Origin of the sequence: Micromonospora sp. WMMD987, from assembly GCF_029581435.1 — a bacterium.
In the GTDB taxonomy this organism is placed as follows: Bacteria; Actinomycetota; Actinomycetes; order Mycobacteriales; family Micromonosporaceae; genus Micromonospora; species Micromonospora rifamycinica.
Window position 1 is genome coordinate 4,199,254 of sequence record NZ_CP120861.1, and the last position, 15,057, is coordinate 4,214,310.

The window sequence follows — 15,057 nt, forward strand, 5'->3', positions numbered from 1 at the left end:
GGCACCCCCACGCCCGCGCTGTCGCCGCCCGAGCCGTCGCCGAGCACCCCGACACCGCCCACACCCGGCCCGCCCCCGGAGGGCGGCCCGGTGAACCACCGTCCGCTCCGGGCGGGTGACGTGCTGCTCCTGACCCGCACCGCGTCACCGCAGTTCACCCAGCCGATCACGGTACGGGTCATCCGCGAGCTGACCGACCGGCACACCTACCAGGGATGGGTGTGGATCACCGCGTACCAACTGGACGCCGCCCATCAAGCGGTCCGGCGCCGCGAGCTGTACGTCCGCCGCGACGGCCTGCACTGGCTGCCCGCCCCCACCCCACCGGCACCCCGACCACGGACGTCCGGCACCCCGCCGGTCCGGCGCACCAACCAGCGCGCACCGACCGCACGACGGGGACGCCTACCGGGCGACGAGCCCACTCCCTGACCGGCGCACCCAGCTGTCTGACCCGTCGTTTCCCGCACCGGCTCCCACAGGCTCCAGCGCATCGCCGGACTCGACGCCGCGCCCGATGATCACCTTGCCGAAATGAAGACGACACGCAGGAAGGAGTGCTTCATTCTGCAAAGTGATCACGGAGCAGTCCGAACGGGGCGGGACGACACGCCGCAAGGCGATCATCAGGCGCGGCAACCCTGCGGTTGGGGCGGGAGTCAGCAGGTGAGGACGACCTGGAGTTCCTGGCGGCGGCGTTCGGCCAGGTCGGTGAGCAGGGCCGGGGCCGCCTCGAACGGGACCACCGCGGAGATCAGGTGCTGGCGGATCAGGTCGCCGTACCGGCGCAGCAGGTCGATCGTCTCGGCGGACAGCCGCTCCCGGTCCCAGGTGGGGGCGAGGCCCCGGGGCACCCGGCCGATCTGGGCGCACCGCAGCGACAGGCCGTTGTGGTGGAACTCCTCACCGAGCCGGACGGTCTCCGCGCCGCCCTGGTAGAAGGCCAGGTCGATGACGGTGCCCTGGGGGCGCAGCAGGCGCAGCGCCAGGTGCAGCGCCCAGGCCTGGCCCCGGCACTGGAACACCATGTCCGCGCCCCGGTCCCCGGCGCTGTGGTGCCAGCGGGTCTTGAGCAGCACCGCCGGATCGTCGGCCTCCGGGTCGAGGGTTTCCAGGCCGAGCGCCTCGGCGACCTGCCGGCGCTGCGGGGTCGGGTCGAGCACCACCACCGAGGCGGCCCCGTGCCGCTTGGCGAACAGGGCGGTGAGCAGGGCCACCACGCCGCCGCCGACCACCGCCACCCGACGGCCGCGCACCCCGTCGCCGAGCGACCGGACGTCGGTGCCGCACAGGTCGGCGGCGGCGTGCAGCAGGCCGTTGGCGCAGATCGGCCCCATGTGTGCCACATAGATGCCGAGCATCGGGTCGAGGTCCCCGGGGAGCGGCACGAACCGTTCGGCCAGCGGGTCGGCGACGTGGCCGGTGCGGTGGCCGTAGGTCATCGCCCCGACGGTGCCGACGGCGATCGCCGGGGTACGGCTCTGCACCACCTCACCGACCTGCATGTAGCCGAGCCGGGTGACCGGGTACGGGGTGCTGGCCCCACCGGGCCGGAACAGGCCCAGGGTGGTGTCGAAGGTGACGTTGAGGAAGGGGTTGGTGCCCTTGACGAAGCTCAGCTCGGTGCCGGCGGAGACCCCGCTGTAGCGGGTCCGTACCCGGATCGCGCCGTCGCCCGGCTCACCGGCCTCCTGCTCGGCCAGCTCGACCTGCCCGGGGCCGCTGACCACCACCACCGTGTCACGCATCGAGGGCCACCCCCGCCGGCCCGTGCCCGCCGCCGGCCCGGACGTCAGCGGTCGCCGGGGCGAGCGCGGCCGGGCCGGTGGGCAGGGTGACGCTGCGGCCGGTCCGGGCGCTCTGCGCGACCGCGACCGCCAGCCGTTGGGTGCGCAGCGCCTCCGCGTACGGCACCCGGATGTCGTCGCCGGCCCCGGTGACCGCGTCGACGAAGGCCCGGTCCACGGCGACCCGGGCGCCGTCCGGGTCGGCCGGGAGGTGGCGTTCCCCGTCGGCGTCGCGCACGGTCAGGCCGTCCTCGGCCAGCGACAGGGCCAGCCCGTCGGCGAGGATCTCCAGACCGGCCCGGTGCTTCCAGCCGAGCACGCAGGCGGCGGCGAGGGTGCCCACCGCCCCGTTGGCGAAGCGCAGGGTGGCGGCGGTCACCGAGTCGATGTCGGCGCCGTCGACCGGGGGTGGGCTGCCGTCGCCGTACGCGGTGACCTCGACGGCTTCCCCGACCAGGGCGCGGATCAGGTCCAGCACGTGGGCGGCCTGCTCGACGACCGGGCCGCCGGAGCGGTCCCGCACCGCCCACCAGGCCACCGGGGGCACCTTGTCCAACCAGGCCCCGTTGACCATCCGTACCGGACGGTCGGCGAGCAGTTCCCGGGCCTGCTCGACCACGTGCAGGTACCGCCAGTGGTGCCCGACGGCGGTGCGCAGGCCCTGCTGCTCGACCAGGGCGGCCACCCGCTCGGCGGTGTCCAGATCGACCGCCACCGGCTTCTCCACGAACATCGGCACGCCGGCCGCGATCACCGCCTCCTCCACCGGCCCGTGCGCGAACGGAGGGACGCAGACGTACACCGCGTCCGGACCGGCGGCCAGCAGTTCGTCGACGTCGGCGAAGACCCGGGCGGAGTGCGCGTCGGCCAGTGCCGTCGCCGCCTCCCGGGCGACGTCGGTGACGCCGATCAGGTCGACGTCCGTGAAACCTCCCAGTACGCGGGCGTGGCGTTGCGCCACCCCGCCGGCCCCGACCAGCCCCACCCGGCACGTACGCATTCCCTCGGCCCTCTCGACGCGGTCACGACCCACGCCGTCAGCACTCCCCCCGACGGGGAGCGGCAAAACCCGGGGCGGGTCCGCAACACAGCGTTCACCTGCCGGGAACCGGGCGGTGGAGCGATGTGATCAAGCTGTTAGGGATTATCCGGTTAACGGCAATGCGGGGATGGGAAAACCACATACGGGTTTTCCGCCATGGATCTGGGGGTTTGCCAGTGCGGGACACAGAACCGGCCGTCTCACCTGTCGTGGAGGCATGGGCCACATATCGGACGACGTCGGCGCAGGACTGGCCCACGCGACGGCTGATGAGGGCGAAGGGGGAGAACCGGGTCAGCGTCGTGCTGCCCGCCCGCAACGAGGAGGCCACCGTCGGGGCGATCGTCTCGACGATCCGGGAACACCTGATGGACCGGGTGCCGCTGGTCGACGAACTGATCGTGGTGGACTCCCGGTCCACCGACCGGACGGCCCAGGTGGCCCGCGCGGCCGGCGCGGAGGTCGTCGGCCAGGACGAGATGACCCGGGGCCTGCCCCGGCTGACCGGCAAGGGTGACGCGCTCTGGGCCGGTCTCGCCGCCGCCGACGGTGACATCGTCGCGTTCGTCGACGCCGACCTGCGCGAGTTCCGGCCGCACTTCGTGACCGGTCTGATCGGCCCGTTGCTGGTCGACCCGTCCGTCGAGTTCGTGAAGGGCTTCTACCACCGGCCGCTGGTCGGGACGGCCGGCGTGGAGGCCGACGGGGGCGGCCGGGTGACCGAACTGATGGCCCGCCCGCTGCTGAACCTGTTCTGGCCGGAACTGGCCGGCTTCGTGCAGCCCCTGGCCGGCGAGTACGCCGGACGGCGCGCGGTGCTGGAGCGGGTGCCCTTCGTCACCGGTTACGGCGTCGAGACGGCCATGCTGATCGACCTGCTGGAGCTGGTCGGCCTGGACGCGCTCGCCCAGGTCGACCTGGGGGAGCGCAAACACCGGCACCAGGACACCGCGGCCCTGGGCCGGATGTCCGCCCAGATCATGCACACCGCCTGGGCGCGGTTGCAGCAGCGGGGCTGGGCCGCCCCGGGCACCAGCCCGGCGGGCACCCTGACCCAGTTCCGCCGGGGCGGCTCCGAGGCGCTGCCCAGCCTCGACCGGGAGATCGTCGTCAACGACGTCTCGGTGCAGGAACGTCCACCCCTCGCCGACCTGCGGCCCCGGGTGCCGCGCCGGCGGGTGGCCGCCGCGTGACCAGGTGGGCAAGGCCCGCCACGCGGATCCCCCGGCCGCGCCCGACCCGGCGTCGCCCTCAGATCGGGCGGTCACCGGCCCGAGACTCCGCCCGCTCCGAGAGGAAACCCCGACCATGAGCCTCACCGTGCTGATGAACGCCGGCCCGTGGCTGTCCGTCCCCCCTCCCGGGTACGGCGGCATCGAGAACGTCATCGCCACCCTGGTGCCGGAGCTGCGGCGGCTCGGGGTGAAGGTGGTGCTCGCCTCGGTGGGGTCGAGCACCCTGCCGGTGGACGAGAAGTTCTCGGTCTACGACGACGGGCAGTTCGCCGCCCTGCAACGGCCGTACAACCAGGTGTGCGGGGTGTCCCAGGCGCACCTGGCCGGGGTGGTCCGGCAGGTGCACGGCCGGGACGACGTCGACCTGGTGCACGACCACGTGGAGGCGGTGGGGCTGGCCACCCTCGCGGCAATGGGACCGGCCGCCCCGCCGGTGCTGCACACCCTGCACTGGGACCTGGCCAAACACCCCGAGTTGTACGGCAACCTCGACGCCGGGGCACGGGTCCGGGTCAACGGGGTCTCCGCCGCCCAACTGGCCCGCGCACCCCGCGCGCTGCGGGAGCACTCGGTCGGGCACGTGTACCTGTCGACCCCGTTGGCCGTGCACGCCGACCGGGCGCCCCGGCCGCCCAAGGGCGACTACGCGGTCATTCTCGGCCGGATCAACCCGGGCAAGGGCCAGGACGTCGGCGCCCGGCTGGCCCACCGGATCGGAGTGCCGTTGGTGCTCGCCGGTCCGGTCGGGCCGTACCACCGGCCGGCGGACCTGGCGGCGGCGGGCGACGAGGCCCGGCAGAACCCCGACGTGCGCTTCTTCCACGAGCAGGTCGCCCCGCACGTCGACGGTGACCTGGTGCGCTGGGTCGGCACGGTGGCCGGCCGGGAGCGCGACGATCTGCTGGCCGGGGCGCGGGCGTCGTTGTTCCCGCTGCGCTGGGAGGAGCCCGGCGGGACCGCCGTGGTGGAGTCGCTGGCGTTGGGCACGCCGGTGGTGGCGACCCGCCGCGGCTGCCTGCCGGAGCTGATCACGCACGGACGCACCGGCCTGCTCACCGACGACGAGGAGGAGCTGGGCGAGCTGCTGCTGGCGGCCCACCGGATCGACCCGGACGAGTGCCGGCGGGAGGCCGCCAGCCGGTTCAGCCCGGCGGTGATGGCCGAGAGCTACGTCACCCTCTACGAGACGGTCCGGGCGTCGGCCGCGCTGCCCCGGCTCCGGGCCGCCTGAGCCGCGGGTACCCGTCTGCGGGACGGAACCGGCCCCGGTTTCGTCCCGCCGGGCGGCGGGTACCTGGCGGTCTGCCGAGCACCACGAACGGAATCGAGGGCCGATGGTCAGCCGGATCACCTGCGAGGTCAACGACGAGTCACCGGTGACCGTCGTACGCCTGGCCGGCGCGCTCGACCTCGGGACCATGCGCGCCGTGCACACCGTGCTGGACCGCTGCCTGACCACCCTGCCGGACGCGCTGGTGGTCGACCTGGGCCGGGTGACCGTCGCCGACCGGCTGGCGCTGTCGGTGTTCGCCGCCGCCGCCCGGCAGGCCGCCGACTGGCCCGCCGTGCCGGTGGTGCTCTGCGCTCCCCCGCCGGACGCCGCGGCCTGGCTGGCCACCTCCACCACCTGTCGGGTGGTGCCGGTGCGGCAGGACTGCGCGGAGGCGACCCGGCTGGCCGGAGCAGTCGCCGCGCCCCGGCTGCGGGCCCGGCTGGAGCCGGTGGCGGGGGCCTGCCGACGCGCCCGGGAGCTGGTCGGGGACGCCTGTTCGCGGTGGAACGTGCCGCACCTGGTCGAGCCGGCGTCGCTGGTGCTCAGCGAGCTGGTCGGCAACGTGGTGCGTCACGCCCACACCCCGATGCGGATCACGTTGACCCTGCACCAGCCGTACCTGCGGGTGGCGGTCGCCGACGGCAGCCGGACGGCGGCCCGCGAGGCCAGCCCGAGCCTGTCCGCCGAGGGTGGCCGGGGGTTGCTGCTGATCCGGGAGATGGCGCAGCGCTGGGGCAGCTCGCCGCTGGCCGACGGCAAGGTGGTCTGGGCACTGCTGCCGGCGAATTGACCGAAATTCCCTCTCTCGCCTGGTTACATGGGCAGTGGGGCGGGTAGTCGCGCCCGTCCGTTCTGTCGTCACGACGGGGTGAGGGAACCATGCCCAGACGGGTAACCACGGAACCGGCCCGGGACCGGGGGCCGGCGATCCTCGCCCCGGCCCGGTTCGGCGGCTTCCCCGGCCCGGTCCGCCCGGCGCTGCCCGGCAACAAGCTGCTGCGGTTGCTCGGCACCACCGATGCCAAACAGATCGGGCTGCTCTACCTGGTCACGTCGTTCGTGTTCTTCCTGATCGGTGGGGTGCTGGCGCTGCTCATCCGGGCCGAACTGGCCCGGCCCGGGCTGCAGTTCCTCTCCCCCGAGCAGTACAACCAGGCCTTCACCATGCACGGCACGATCATGCTGCTGCTCTTCGCCACCCCGCTGGTGTTCGCCTTCGGCAACTACGTCGTCCCGTTGCAGATCGGCGCCCCGGACGTGGCGTTCCCCCGGCTCAACGCGTTCGCCTACTGGCTCTACCTGTTCGGCGGCACCATGGTCGTCGGCGGCTACCTCACCCCCGGCGGCGCGGCGGACTTCGGCTGGACGGCGTACAACCCGCTCAGCGACACCACGCACTCCCCGGGCGTCGGGGCGAACCTGTGGGTGGTCGGCCTGGTCGTCTCCGGGCTGGGCACCATCCTCGGCGCGGTCAACCTGATCACCACCACGCTGACCCTGCGCGCCCCCGGCATGACCATGTTCCGGATGCCGATCTTCACGTGGAACATGCTGCTCACCGCCGTCCTGGTGATCCTGGTCTTCCCGCTGCTGGCCGCGGCGCTGCTCGCCCTCGGCGCGGACCGGCTGCTCAACGCCCACGTCTACGACCCGGCGACCGGCGGGCCGATGCTGTGGCAGCACCTGTTCTGGTTCTTCGGCCATCCCGAGGTCTACATCGTGGCGCTGCCGTTCTTCGGCATCATCACCGAGATCATCCCGGTCTTCAGCCGCAAGCCGATCTTCGGCTACACCGGCCTGGTGCTGGCCACGGTCGCGATCACCGTGCTGTCGATGACCGTCTGGGCGCACCACATGTTCGCCACCGGCCAGGTGCTGCTGCCGTTCTTCAGCTTCCTCAGCTACCTGATCGCGGTGCCCACCGGGGTGAAGTTCTTCAACTGGATCGGCACCATGTGGAAGGGCCAGCTCACCTTCGAGACCCCGATGCTGTTCGCCGTCGGGTTCCTGGTGACCTTCCTGCTCGGCGGCCTGACCGGGGTGCTGCTGGCCAGCCCGCCGGTGGACTTCCACGTGACCGACTCGTACTTCGTGGTGGCGCACTTCCACTACGTGCTGTTCGGCACGATCGTCTTCGCCGCCTTCGGCGGGGTCTACTTCTGGTTCCCCAAGATGACCGGCCGACTGCTCGACGAACGGCTCGGCAAGCTGCACTTCTGGACCATGTTCGTCGGCTTCCACGCCACCTTCCTGGTCCAGCACTGGCTGGGCGACGAGGGCATGCCCCGGCGGTACGCCGACTACCTGCCCGGCGACGGCTTCACCACACTCAACATGATCTCCACCGTCGGGTCGTTCGTGCTCGGCGCGTCCACCCTGTTCTTCCTCTACAACGTCTGGAAGTCCTGGCGGTACGGCGCGCTGGTGACGGTGGACGACCCGTGGGGCTTCGGCAACTCGCTGGAATGGGCCACCTCCTGCCCGCCGCCGCTGCGCAACTTCGACCGGATGCCCCGGATCCGCTCCGAACGCCCCGCCTTCGACGCGAAGTACGGCCCGCTCGTCGCCGACCTCGGCCGGGACCTGCCGCAACGCACCACCCGGCCACCGCAGGAACTGCACGACGAGCTGCACCACGAACGGCACGTCCCCGAGTCACCGGCGGCCGAGGGCGCGCACGGGGCCCGGGAGGCGGTCGCCTACCAGCCCGCCCCGCAGTCCGGTGCCCGCCCGGTGGAGGTGCCCGAGCCGGAGGAGGTCCGCCGGCCCGGCTTCGCGCACTCCGACGCGCCCGACAGCGCACCGCCCGGCGGCACGGACGACACCCCCGAGCGGTGGCGTCACCCGCACGGCACCGACGACGACCCCGGGCGGCGCTGACCGCGCCGCCCACGGCCGCCGGGGGCGGCTCCCCCGGGTGGGGATCCGCCCCCGGCGGCCGTGCACCGGGTTCAGGCGTCCACGGAGGCGGGCAGGCCGGCCGCGGCCAGCGAGCGCCCCACCGCCGGCTGGACCCGGGTCAACCGCACCGGCACCCCGGTACGGATCGCCGCGTCCCGGCCCGCCACCAGGGCGGCGATGCCACCGGCGTCGACCCCGCCCGCGCCGTCCAGGTCCACCACCAGTTCGCGGGGCTGCCCGGCGACCGCCTCCAGCATCGTCCGGCGCAACTGGTCCGCGCCGTCCCGGTCGATCTCGCCCCCGACCTCCACCACGGTCCGCTCGGCGGTGCGCCTGACCACGATCCGGTTCCGGGCGGTCTCCGTCTCCGCGGTGCCGTTCTGCCACGGCGGCGGGGTGTCGGCGAGCATCGCCTGACGCAACCAGGTCAGCGCCCGGGACAGCAGCCGGGAGACGTGCATCTGGGAGATGCCGAACCGGGCGGCGATCTCCGCCTGGGTCTGGTTGCCGTAGAAGCGCATCGCCAGGATCCGCCGCTCCCGCCAGGGCAACCGGTGCAGCAGCCCGCTGATCGTCACCCGGTCGTCCACCGACTCCAGGTCACTGTCCGACTCCCCCACCAGGTCACCGAACTCGGCGGAACTCTCCCCGCCGACCGGCGCGTTGAGCGAGGCCGGACTGTACCCGGCCGCCGACTCCAGCGCGGCCAGGATCTCCTCCTCCGGCGTCTCCAGCCGGGCCGCCAGCTCGGCCACGCTCGGTGCCCGGGACAGCTCACTGGTCAACGCCGAGGTCGCCTGGCCGACCTCCAGGATCAGGTCACGCAGCCGGCGGGGCACGTGCACCCCCCAGGTCCGGTCCCGGAAGTGCCGCTTGATCTCCCCGACGATGGTGATCGCCGCGTACGCGGTGAACGAGCCCCGTTCGGGGTCGTACCGGTCGACGGCGTTGACCAGGCCGAGCCGGGCCACCTGTTCCAGGTCCTCCAGCGGCTCGCCCCGCCCCCGGTAGCGGCGGGCCAGCCGGCCGGCGAACGGCAGGGCGAACCGGACCAGGTCCTCGCGCGCCTCCCCCCGGCGCTCCGGTGGCAGGCCGGCGATCCGCGCCGCGTACGCCAGCGCGGCGGCATCCAGGTCCTCCAGACCGCGATCGGTCGGCGGTGGTGTGGTCGTGGTGGTCTGTCCGAACATCCGCGCCTCCCTCAGGAAGGTCCCCCGCCCGGATCGAGCCGGTCGTGCGCGTGGTGGGACCACGCACCGGGTCGGAAGTAGGTCACCTGCCGCGCCGGGATCACCGGACGCGTGGGAACGGCGACCGACCGTCACGCGACGTGGTCGAACCGTCGCGGCGGGCGGTCCTCCCGCTCCCCAGGTACTCAACCACGCAGCCCCGGGTTCGCGAGGATGTTTCGGTGCGCCGGGTCCGGCCGGGCGGCGCGGACACCCCGGGTGTCCCCTTTCCGGGCTACCCACCCCCCGTCGCCGGGCGGCACCGGCGCTCCCACCGGAGCCGGCCGGCGCCCCGGCCCGCCGGCCGTCAGGACACCGCCAGCCCCAGCGGGGCACCCGCCTCGCGCAGCCCCGCGAGCGCCTCGCCGACGCTCAGCGGCGGTGGCGTCGGTAGGTCGTACGGCTGACCGCGCAGCACCTCGGTGGCCCGCCGGGTGGCCACCGGCCCGACCGGGTAGCCCCGGGCGGCGGTGCGGTCCAGCGCCCGGCGACGACGCCCGAACGCCGCCACCGCCAGCCACTGCGGCAGCCCGGCCAACGCCGGGGACCGCATCCCCGGCGACTCGGGCAGCACGTCCACCGAGTTGAACGGTTCGCTGCCGGCCAGCCACCACTCCACGTCGTCCACGCTGCGCCGGGTCGCGTTCTCACACCAGTACGGCACCAGCCCCGCCCGCACCACCTGCCACGGGTCGAGCAACCGACCGCACTCGACCACCAACCGGTCACCGGTCTTGCCGGCCCGGCGCAGCCACCGCCGGTACAGGTCGGCGGTGGCCGCGCTGAGCGCCCCCGGGTGCGGCACCCCGACCTGCCGCAGCTCGTGCCCCCGGGCGCGGGTCCACTGGCCCAGGGCACGGGCGAAACCCGGCTCCACCCCGTGCTCGGCGGGGCCCCGGGCGGCGGAGACCGGCGGCGGCTCCCACCCGGCTCCCGCCCCACCGGCGGCCCGGAGCACCTGGCGCAGGGTCGGGGAGTCCGGATGGAAGTCCACCGGTTCCAGACCGCTGGCCGGGGAGCCGAGCTGGAAGCTGTGACCCGGCCCGGAGTCCGACACCGGCCAGCCGCGCCCGTCGCCGACCAGCAGCACCGCCGAGCGGCGCGTCAGCCGGTCGGCCAGGAACCGGGCGTACGCCACCGGCAGCGACCGCCACCGGGCCACCAGGCTGAGCGTGGTCCCGGCCAACGCTCCCCGGCTGGCCGGGCAGTGCACCTGACGGACGTGCAGATCGGAGTTGCCGGCGAGGACCCGGGCGGCGAACGCGGCGCCCTGGTCCAGGGCGGCCCCGGGCCGGTCCACCGCGCCGTGCGTCCACCGGGCGGTCATCTCGAACCCGGCGGGCAGCCAGGGCACCCCGAGCGCCACGGCCAGGTGGACGGCGGCGGCGTGCGGCGAGCCCAGCACCACCGCCGGATAGCGCTGCCGGGGGTACTGGCCGACGATCCACCGGGCCACCCGCTCCCCGTCCACCTCGGCGGCCTGCGCGGCGGTGAGCGCCACCGGGCCGGCGACCCGTCGGACCGGCTCCGCCGCGACGGTCGAACGGGACGGCGGGCCGGGGTGCCCCAGGTCGGTGCAGTCCAGTCCGCGCAGCGCCCGGGCGGCGGCGGCCACCAGCACCCGCGCGGTGCTGCCCGCGGCGACCACCCGGTCGCCGGGCAGCCCGGTGTCCGGTGCCGTCGTCGCCCACGGCACCGGTTCCGCCCTGCCCCGATCGCTCACCACGCGGGCCGGCTTCCCGTCCCGCTGGGGTCTAAACAGGGCATCCCGCGCCGAGGGGCGCAATCCTCGGCCTCCGGCCGGTAGGCCCCGGCGGCTCCGTCACGGCGGTCACCGCCCAGCCGGCCCCGGGTCGGGCCGGAGCCGCGGCCGGGTACCGGTCGGGGTGCACGGTCAGACGAGATCCTCCGCCTCGACGACCGACCGTTCGGCCGACATCATCCGGTCCCGGATCCGCCGGGCGGCGTCGCCGTCGGCGACGAGGTCCCGCAGGTCGGCCAGGGCCGGCTCCGGTACCCGCCGGGGCACCGTCGGGTCCACCACCGCCTCCAGCACGCACGGCCGGTCGGCGGCGAGCGCCTCGTCCCAGGCGGCCCCGACCAGTTCCGGCCGGTCCACCCGGACACCGTGCAGGCCGAGCAGCCGGGCCCAGCCGGCGTACGGCACGTCGGCCCGCCGGACGGCCACCGTCCCGGAGCGTGACCGGTCCGCCGCTGCCGGGGGCAACCACGGGCCGCCGCCCGGGACGTGGTGGTCACGGTCGTTGAGCACCAGCACCACCAGCCGGGGATCGGCCCACTCCGGCCACCGTTGCGCCACGGTGATCAGCTCGGCGAGCCCGGTGAGCTGCATCGCGTCGTCGCCCAGCAGGGCGACCACCGGCACGTCCGGGCGGTCCAGCTTCGCCGCGAACGCGTACGGCAGGGCACAACCCGGCGAGCCGAGGGAACCGCAGAGCTGGGCGTCGACCCCGGGAGGCAGCGTCAGGTGGCGCGCGTACCAGGGAAGCACCGCGCCGACGTCGACCGCGACCGCCCCGGTGCGGGGCAGCCGGGCGGACAGCTCGTGCAGCACCAGTTGCGGGTTGACCGGCTCGGCCGGTTCGGCGGCGCGGGCCGCGGCAGCGGCACGCCACCGGTCCACCGAGCCTTCGACGGTGGCCCGCCACTGCCGGTTCGGCCGGTCGGCGACCTGGCCCACCAGGGCACGTACCGTCTCGGCGGCGTCGCCGACCAGCGGCACGTCCACCGGGTAGCGGGTGCCGATCCGTCGCCCGTCGATGTCGATCTGGATGGTGCGGGTCTGGCCCGGCGGCGGGAAGTAGTCGGTCCACGGGTCGTTGGTGCCCACCAGCAGCAGGGTGTCGGCACCGCCCATCAGCTCCGCGGCGGCCGGGGTGCCGACCTCGCCGAGCACCCCGGTGTGGTACGGCAGCCGCTCGTCGAGCACCGGCTTGCCCAGCAGCGAGGTGGCCACCCCGGCACCCAGCCGGTCGGCCAGCGCGGTGATCGGTCCCGCCGCGCCCCGGGCACCCTGCCCGACCAGGATCGCCACCCGTCGCCCGACGGTGAGCAACGCCGCGGCGGCGTCCAGGTCGGCCCGGTGGGGCAGCACCCGGGCCAGCGGTTCACCCGGCGTCGCGGTGAGCACCCCCGCCGCGTGCGGTTGCAGGTCGGCCACGACGGCGACCTGCACCGCGCGGGGCAGCACCACACAGGTCGGGCTGCGGGTCGCCACGGCGGTGCGGAACGCCTGGTCGAGCAGCGCCGGCACCTGGGCCGGGGTACGGCCGTAGCGGACGAACTGGTGGCACACGTCGGCGAAGAGCCGGCTCAGCCCGATCTCCTCGTGCACCTCGCCCAGCGGTCCGCAGACGTCCTCGCCGATGATCGCCACCACCGGCCGGCTGTCCAGTTTCGCGTCGTACAGGCCGTTGAGCAGGTGTACCGCGCTCGGCCCCTGGGCGGCCAGGCAGACCCCCACGCCGCCGGTGAACCTGGCGTGCCCGGTCGCCATGAAGGCGGCGGTCTCCTCGTGCCGGGCGGGGACGAACTCCGGGTCGCCCCCGGCGGCGCCCAACGCCTCGACCACCGGGGCGATCGCGTCACCCGGGCAGCCGAAGGCGCGGGGCACCCGCCAGGCCCGTAACCGGTCCACCACCAGCTGGGCGACCGTACGGTCAGCCATGGTCCCGTCCCGGGGTGGCCGGGTCGGCGTACCGCAGCACGGCGCCGATGCCGTCGGCCAGCTCGGGGGCCTCGTCCGGCCCGAGGACGGTCAGGTCGGCGTCCGTGCCGACCAGCGCCCGGACCAGTGCCGCGTCGGCGCGTACCCGCTGCGGGTCGGTCACCGCGGCGAGCCCGCCGGGCGCGGTGGCCAGGTCGGTCGGTCGCGGGCCGATCCACAGCTGCCCGATGGCCGACGGGTCGTCGACGAGCAGCATGGTGTCGACCTGGTGGCGTTGCAGGGCGACCACCACCGCGTCCAGCCCCGCGCCGACGTCCTGCTGGGTGCCGAACCGGTCCAGGGCGGCGGTGACGTGCCGGTCGGCGGCCTCCGCGATGGTCTGCACGGTGACGTCGTCCATCGCGGTCGGGTCGGCCCCGCCGGCCCGGGAGCCGGCGTCGGTGCGGACCACCACGTCCTGCCAGCGCGACGGCAGCTGTGCGGCGATCATCCCGGTGGCCCGGATGTCCCCGGCGACCACCACCACGTCCGCGCCGACCCGGTCGGCCAGCTCGGCGGTGGCCGCGGCGGCGTCCCCGGCGTTGTGGTGCCAGGCCTCCATCGCGGCCCGCTGGTAGCGCGACTGGGACCAGCCGCCGGGTTGCCCCCGGCGCAGCGGGTAGGTCTGCGTGCCGGTGACGTGGGACCGCCGGGGCACCCCGCCGGCGCTGACCGCGACGGCGTCCGCGCCGGTCCGGTCGGCCAGCACCCGGACCCAGGCGACCTGTTCACCGCGCTGCGCGAGCAACGGCATGACGTGCGGCAGCGCGGTGTACGCGGCCAGGTCGCGCAGCGGCGGCGCGGCCAGGTACTCGGAGAGCACCACCCGGCCCCGGCTGGCGAACGCGGCCAGCCCGTAGTCACCCGGCATCGGGTCGTGGCCCCGGACCACCCGGTCCAGTGCCGCGATGGTGGGTTCGTCCGCGCCGTCGGCGGCGAGTTGCTCGGCCAGGGCACGCCAGCGCAGGTCCAGCGCCGGACGCGCGTCCTGGGTGTCCCGGGAGGCGTCCAGGTAGACCGAGCACCACGGCCCGGGACGGTCGTAGAGCGGGCGCAGGAAGGACAGCTGCATGCTCGACCCCTTTCCGGCTCGACCGCCCGCTTACCCGCGCGACCCGGGATGTCACCTCGCCGCGACGGGGTGGCCGGGGGTCGTGATCCCCCGGTTCATTCACGTCATTCGACCCAGAGGATGGATACCATCAGTGAACGGAACCGGACTCTCGGTGGTGAACATGGACAGCGATCTCCGAAATCGGGTGGTACGCCCTACGCAGCGGATACTCACCGGGCGGGTGGTCCGGTTCATGGACGGCTACTCCCGCGAGGTCAGGATCGGCCAGCCGGTGCTGGTGGCGGTGCTGACCGCGGCGAGCGTGGCGGGGCTGCTGGTGATGCTGGTGCGCACGGTGCTGTCCAGCCTCGGCGGCGCAGGTGCCCGCCGGAAGTGGAAGGACCTCAAGAAGGGGCCGGAGTTCCTGGTCACCCCGTTGCGGGTGCGCGACGACAACGGCCAGCTCTACGAGGTGGAGCTGCACGGGCACCTGCCCCAGAGCGCGGTGCACCCGTCCGACTGGGTGCAGTTGACCCTCCGCCCGCAGGACGTCGACCTGCCGCCGCGCATCGAACGGATCGTCAACCTGACCACCGGGCAGTTGCTGACCCCGCGTACCGCGACGGTGTGGAGCCACCTCGGCCCGCCGCTGCTCATCCAGGCGGCGCTGGGGGCGGCGCTGGTGCTGTTGGTCGCCGCCGCCGTGGTCCTCACCTGACGGCGGACCGCCCGGGTCCGTCCCCCGACGCGGGTCGGACCCACCGGTTCCGCCGCGACGCGGCCGGTCCGGTCCGTCGTGGCCCGGCCGG

12 protein-coding genes are annotated in these 15,057 nt (G+C 74.6%); 6 read left to right on the forward strand and 6 right to left on the reverse strand.

The features are described 5' to 3' along the window. The first annotated feature begins 90 nt into the window (after positions 1 to 90). Positions 91 to 432, forward strand: a complete 342-nt coding sequence (locus tag O7612_RS17750) for a hypothetical protein (RefSeq protein WP_282273948.1) — start codon at positions 91 to 93, stop codon at positions 430 to 432. A 227-nt stretch (positions 433 to 659) separates the two neighbouring features. On the opposite strand, the gene O7612_RS17755 is transcribed toward O7612_RS17750, so the two are convergent. Together O7612_RS17755 and O7612_RS17760 are read right to left on the reverse strand one after the other, a co-directional pair. Continuing rightward, on the reverse strand, positions 660 to 1,748 hold the full coding sequence (locus O7612_RS17755; protein ID WP_282265695.1) for a zinc-binding dehydrogenase: 1,089 nt from the start codon (positions 1,746 to 1,748) through the stop codon (positions 660 to 662). Next, positions 1,741 to 2,787 (reverse strand): Gfo/Idh/MocA family oxidoreductase, encoded by a 1,047-nt coding sequence (locus tag O7612_RS17760; RefSeq protein WP_282265696.1) that lies wholly within the window; start codon positions 2,785 to 2,787, stop codon positions 1,741 to 1,743. The genes O7612_RS17755 and O7612_RS17760 overlap by 8 nt, the downstream gene beginning before the upstream one ends. Before the next feature lie 218 nt (positions 2,788 to 3,005). On the opposite strand from O7612_RS17760, the gene O7612_RS17765 reads away from it, so the two are divergent. The 4 genes from O7612_RS17765 to ctaD all read left to right on the forward strand — a co-directional run bounded on the left by O7612_RS17765 (position 3,006) and on the right by ctaD (position 8,217). Next, a complete protein-coding gene (locus O7612_RS17765; protein WP_282265697.1) occupies positions 3,006 to 4,022 on the forward strand; it encodes a glucosyl-3-phosphoglycerate synthase in 1,017 nt (338 codons plus the stop codon). 115 nt (positions 4,023 to 4,137) lie between these two features. After that, positions 4,138 to 5,295 (forward strand): glycosyltransferase, encoded by a 1,158-nt coding sequence (locus tag O7612_RS17770; RefSeq protein ID WP_282265698.1) that lies wholly within the window; start codon positions 4,138 to 4,140, stop codon positions 5,293 to 5,295. Positions 5,296 to 5,398: 103 nt separating this feature from the next. Further along, positions 5,399 to 6,127 carry an ATP-binding protein gene (locus tag O7612_RS17775; RefSeq protein WP_282265699.1) on the forward strand — a complete coding sequence of 243 codons (729 nt, stop codon included), beginning with the start codon at positions 5,399 to 5,401 and terminating at the stop codon, positions 6,125 to 6,127. 89 nt (positions 6,128 to 6,216) lie between these two features. Then, on the forward strand, positions 6,217 to 8,217 hold the full coding sequence (ctaD, locus tag O7612_RS17780; protein ID WP_282265700.1) for a cytochrome c oxidase subunit I: 2,001 nt from the start codon (positions 6,217 to 6,219) through the stop codon (positions 8,215 to 8,217). 71 nt (positions 8,218 to 8,288) lie between these two features. On the opposite strand, the gene O7612_RS17785 is transcribed toward ctaD, so the two are convergent. The 4 genes from O7612_RS17785 to O7612_RS17800 all read right to left on the reverse strand — a co-directional run bounded on the left by O7612_RS17785 (position 8,289) and on the right by O7612_RS17800 (position 14,266). Further along, positions 8,289 to 9,428 (reverse strand): SigB/SigF/SigG family RNA polymerase sigma factor, encoded by a 1,140-nt coding sequence (locus O7612_RS17785; protein ID WP_282265701.1) that lies wholly within the window; start codon positions 9,426 to 9,428, stop codon positions 8,289 to 8,291. Positions 9,429 to 9,774: 346 nt separating this feature from the next. After that, positions 9,775 to 11,163: a hypothetical protein gene (locus O7612_RS17790; protein WP_282265702.1), complete on the reverse strand. Its 1,389-nt coding sequence runs from the start codon at positions 11,161 to 11,163 to the stop codon at positions 9,775 to 9,777. A gap of 198 nt (positions 11,164 to 11,361) precedes the next feature. Next, positions 11,362 to 13,155 (reverse strand): thiamine pyrophosphate-binding protein, encoded by a 1,794-nt coding sequence (locus tag O7612_RS17795; protein WP_282265703.1) that lies wholly within the window; start codon positions 13,153 to 13,155, stop codon positions 11,362 to 11,364. Then, a complete protein-coding gene (locus O7612_RS17800) occupies positions 13,148 to 14,266 on the reverse strand; it encodes a Vms1/Ankzf1 family peptidyl-tRNA hydrolase (protein ID WP_282265704.1) in 1,119 nt (372 codons plus the stop codon). Before O7612_RS17800 ends, O7612_RS17795 begins: the two co-directional genes overlap by 8 nt. Positions 14,267 to 14,420: 154 nt before the next feature. On the opposite strand from O7612_RS17800, the gene O7612_RS17805 reads away from it, so the two are divergent. Continuing rightward, positions 14,421 to 14,966: a hypothetical protein gene (locus O7612_RS17805; protein ID WP_282273949.1), complete on the forward strand. Its 546-nt coding sequence runs from the start codon at positions 14,421 to 14,423 to the stop codon at positions 14,964 to 14,966. Positions 14,967 to 15,057: the final 91 nt, after the last annotated feature.

Coding starts and splice junctions, on each gene's coding strand:
- O7612_RS17755 (WP_282265695.1), bottom strand. CDS start 1,748: ATGCGTGACACGGTGGTGGTGGTCAGCGGCCCCGGGCAGGTCGAGCTG.
- O7612_RS17760 (WP_282265696.1), bottom strand. CDS start 2,787: ATGCGTACGTGCCGGGTGGGGCTGGTCGGGGCCGGCGGGGTGGCGCAA.
- O7612_RS17770 (WP_282265698.1), top strand. CDS start 4,138: ATGAGCCTCACCGTGCTGATGAACGCCGGCCCGTGGCTGTCCGTCCCC.
- O7612_RS17775 (WP_282265699.1), top strand. CDS start 5,399: ATGGTCAGCCGGATCACCTGCGAGGTCAACGACGAGTCACCGGTGACC.
- ctaD (WP_282265700.1), top strand. CDS start 6,217: ATGCCCAGACGGGTAACCACGGAACCGGCCCGGGACCGGGGGCCGGCG.
- O7612_RS17785 (WP_282265701.1), bottom strand. CDS start 9,428: ATGTTCGGACAGACCACCACGACCACACCACCGCCGACCGATCGCGGT.
- O7612_RS17795 (WP_282265703.1), bottom strand. CDS start 13,155: ATGGCTGACCGTACGGTCGCCCAGCTGGTGGTGGACCGGTTACGGGCC.
- O7612_RS17800 (WP_282265704.1), bottom strand. CDS start 14,266: ATGCAGCTGTCCTTCCTGCGCCCGCTCTACGACCGTCCCGGGCCGTGG.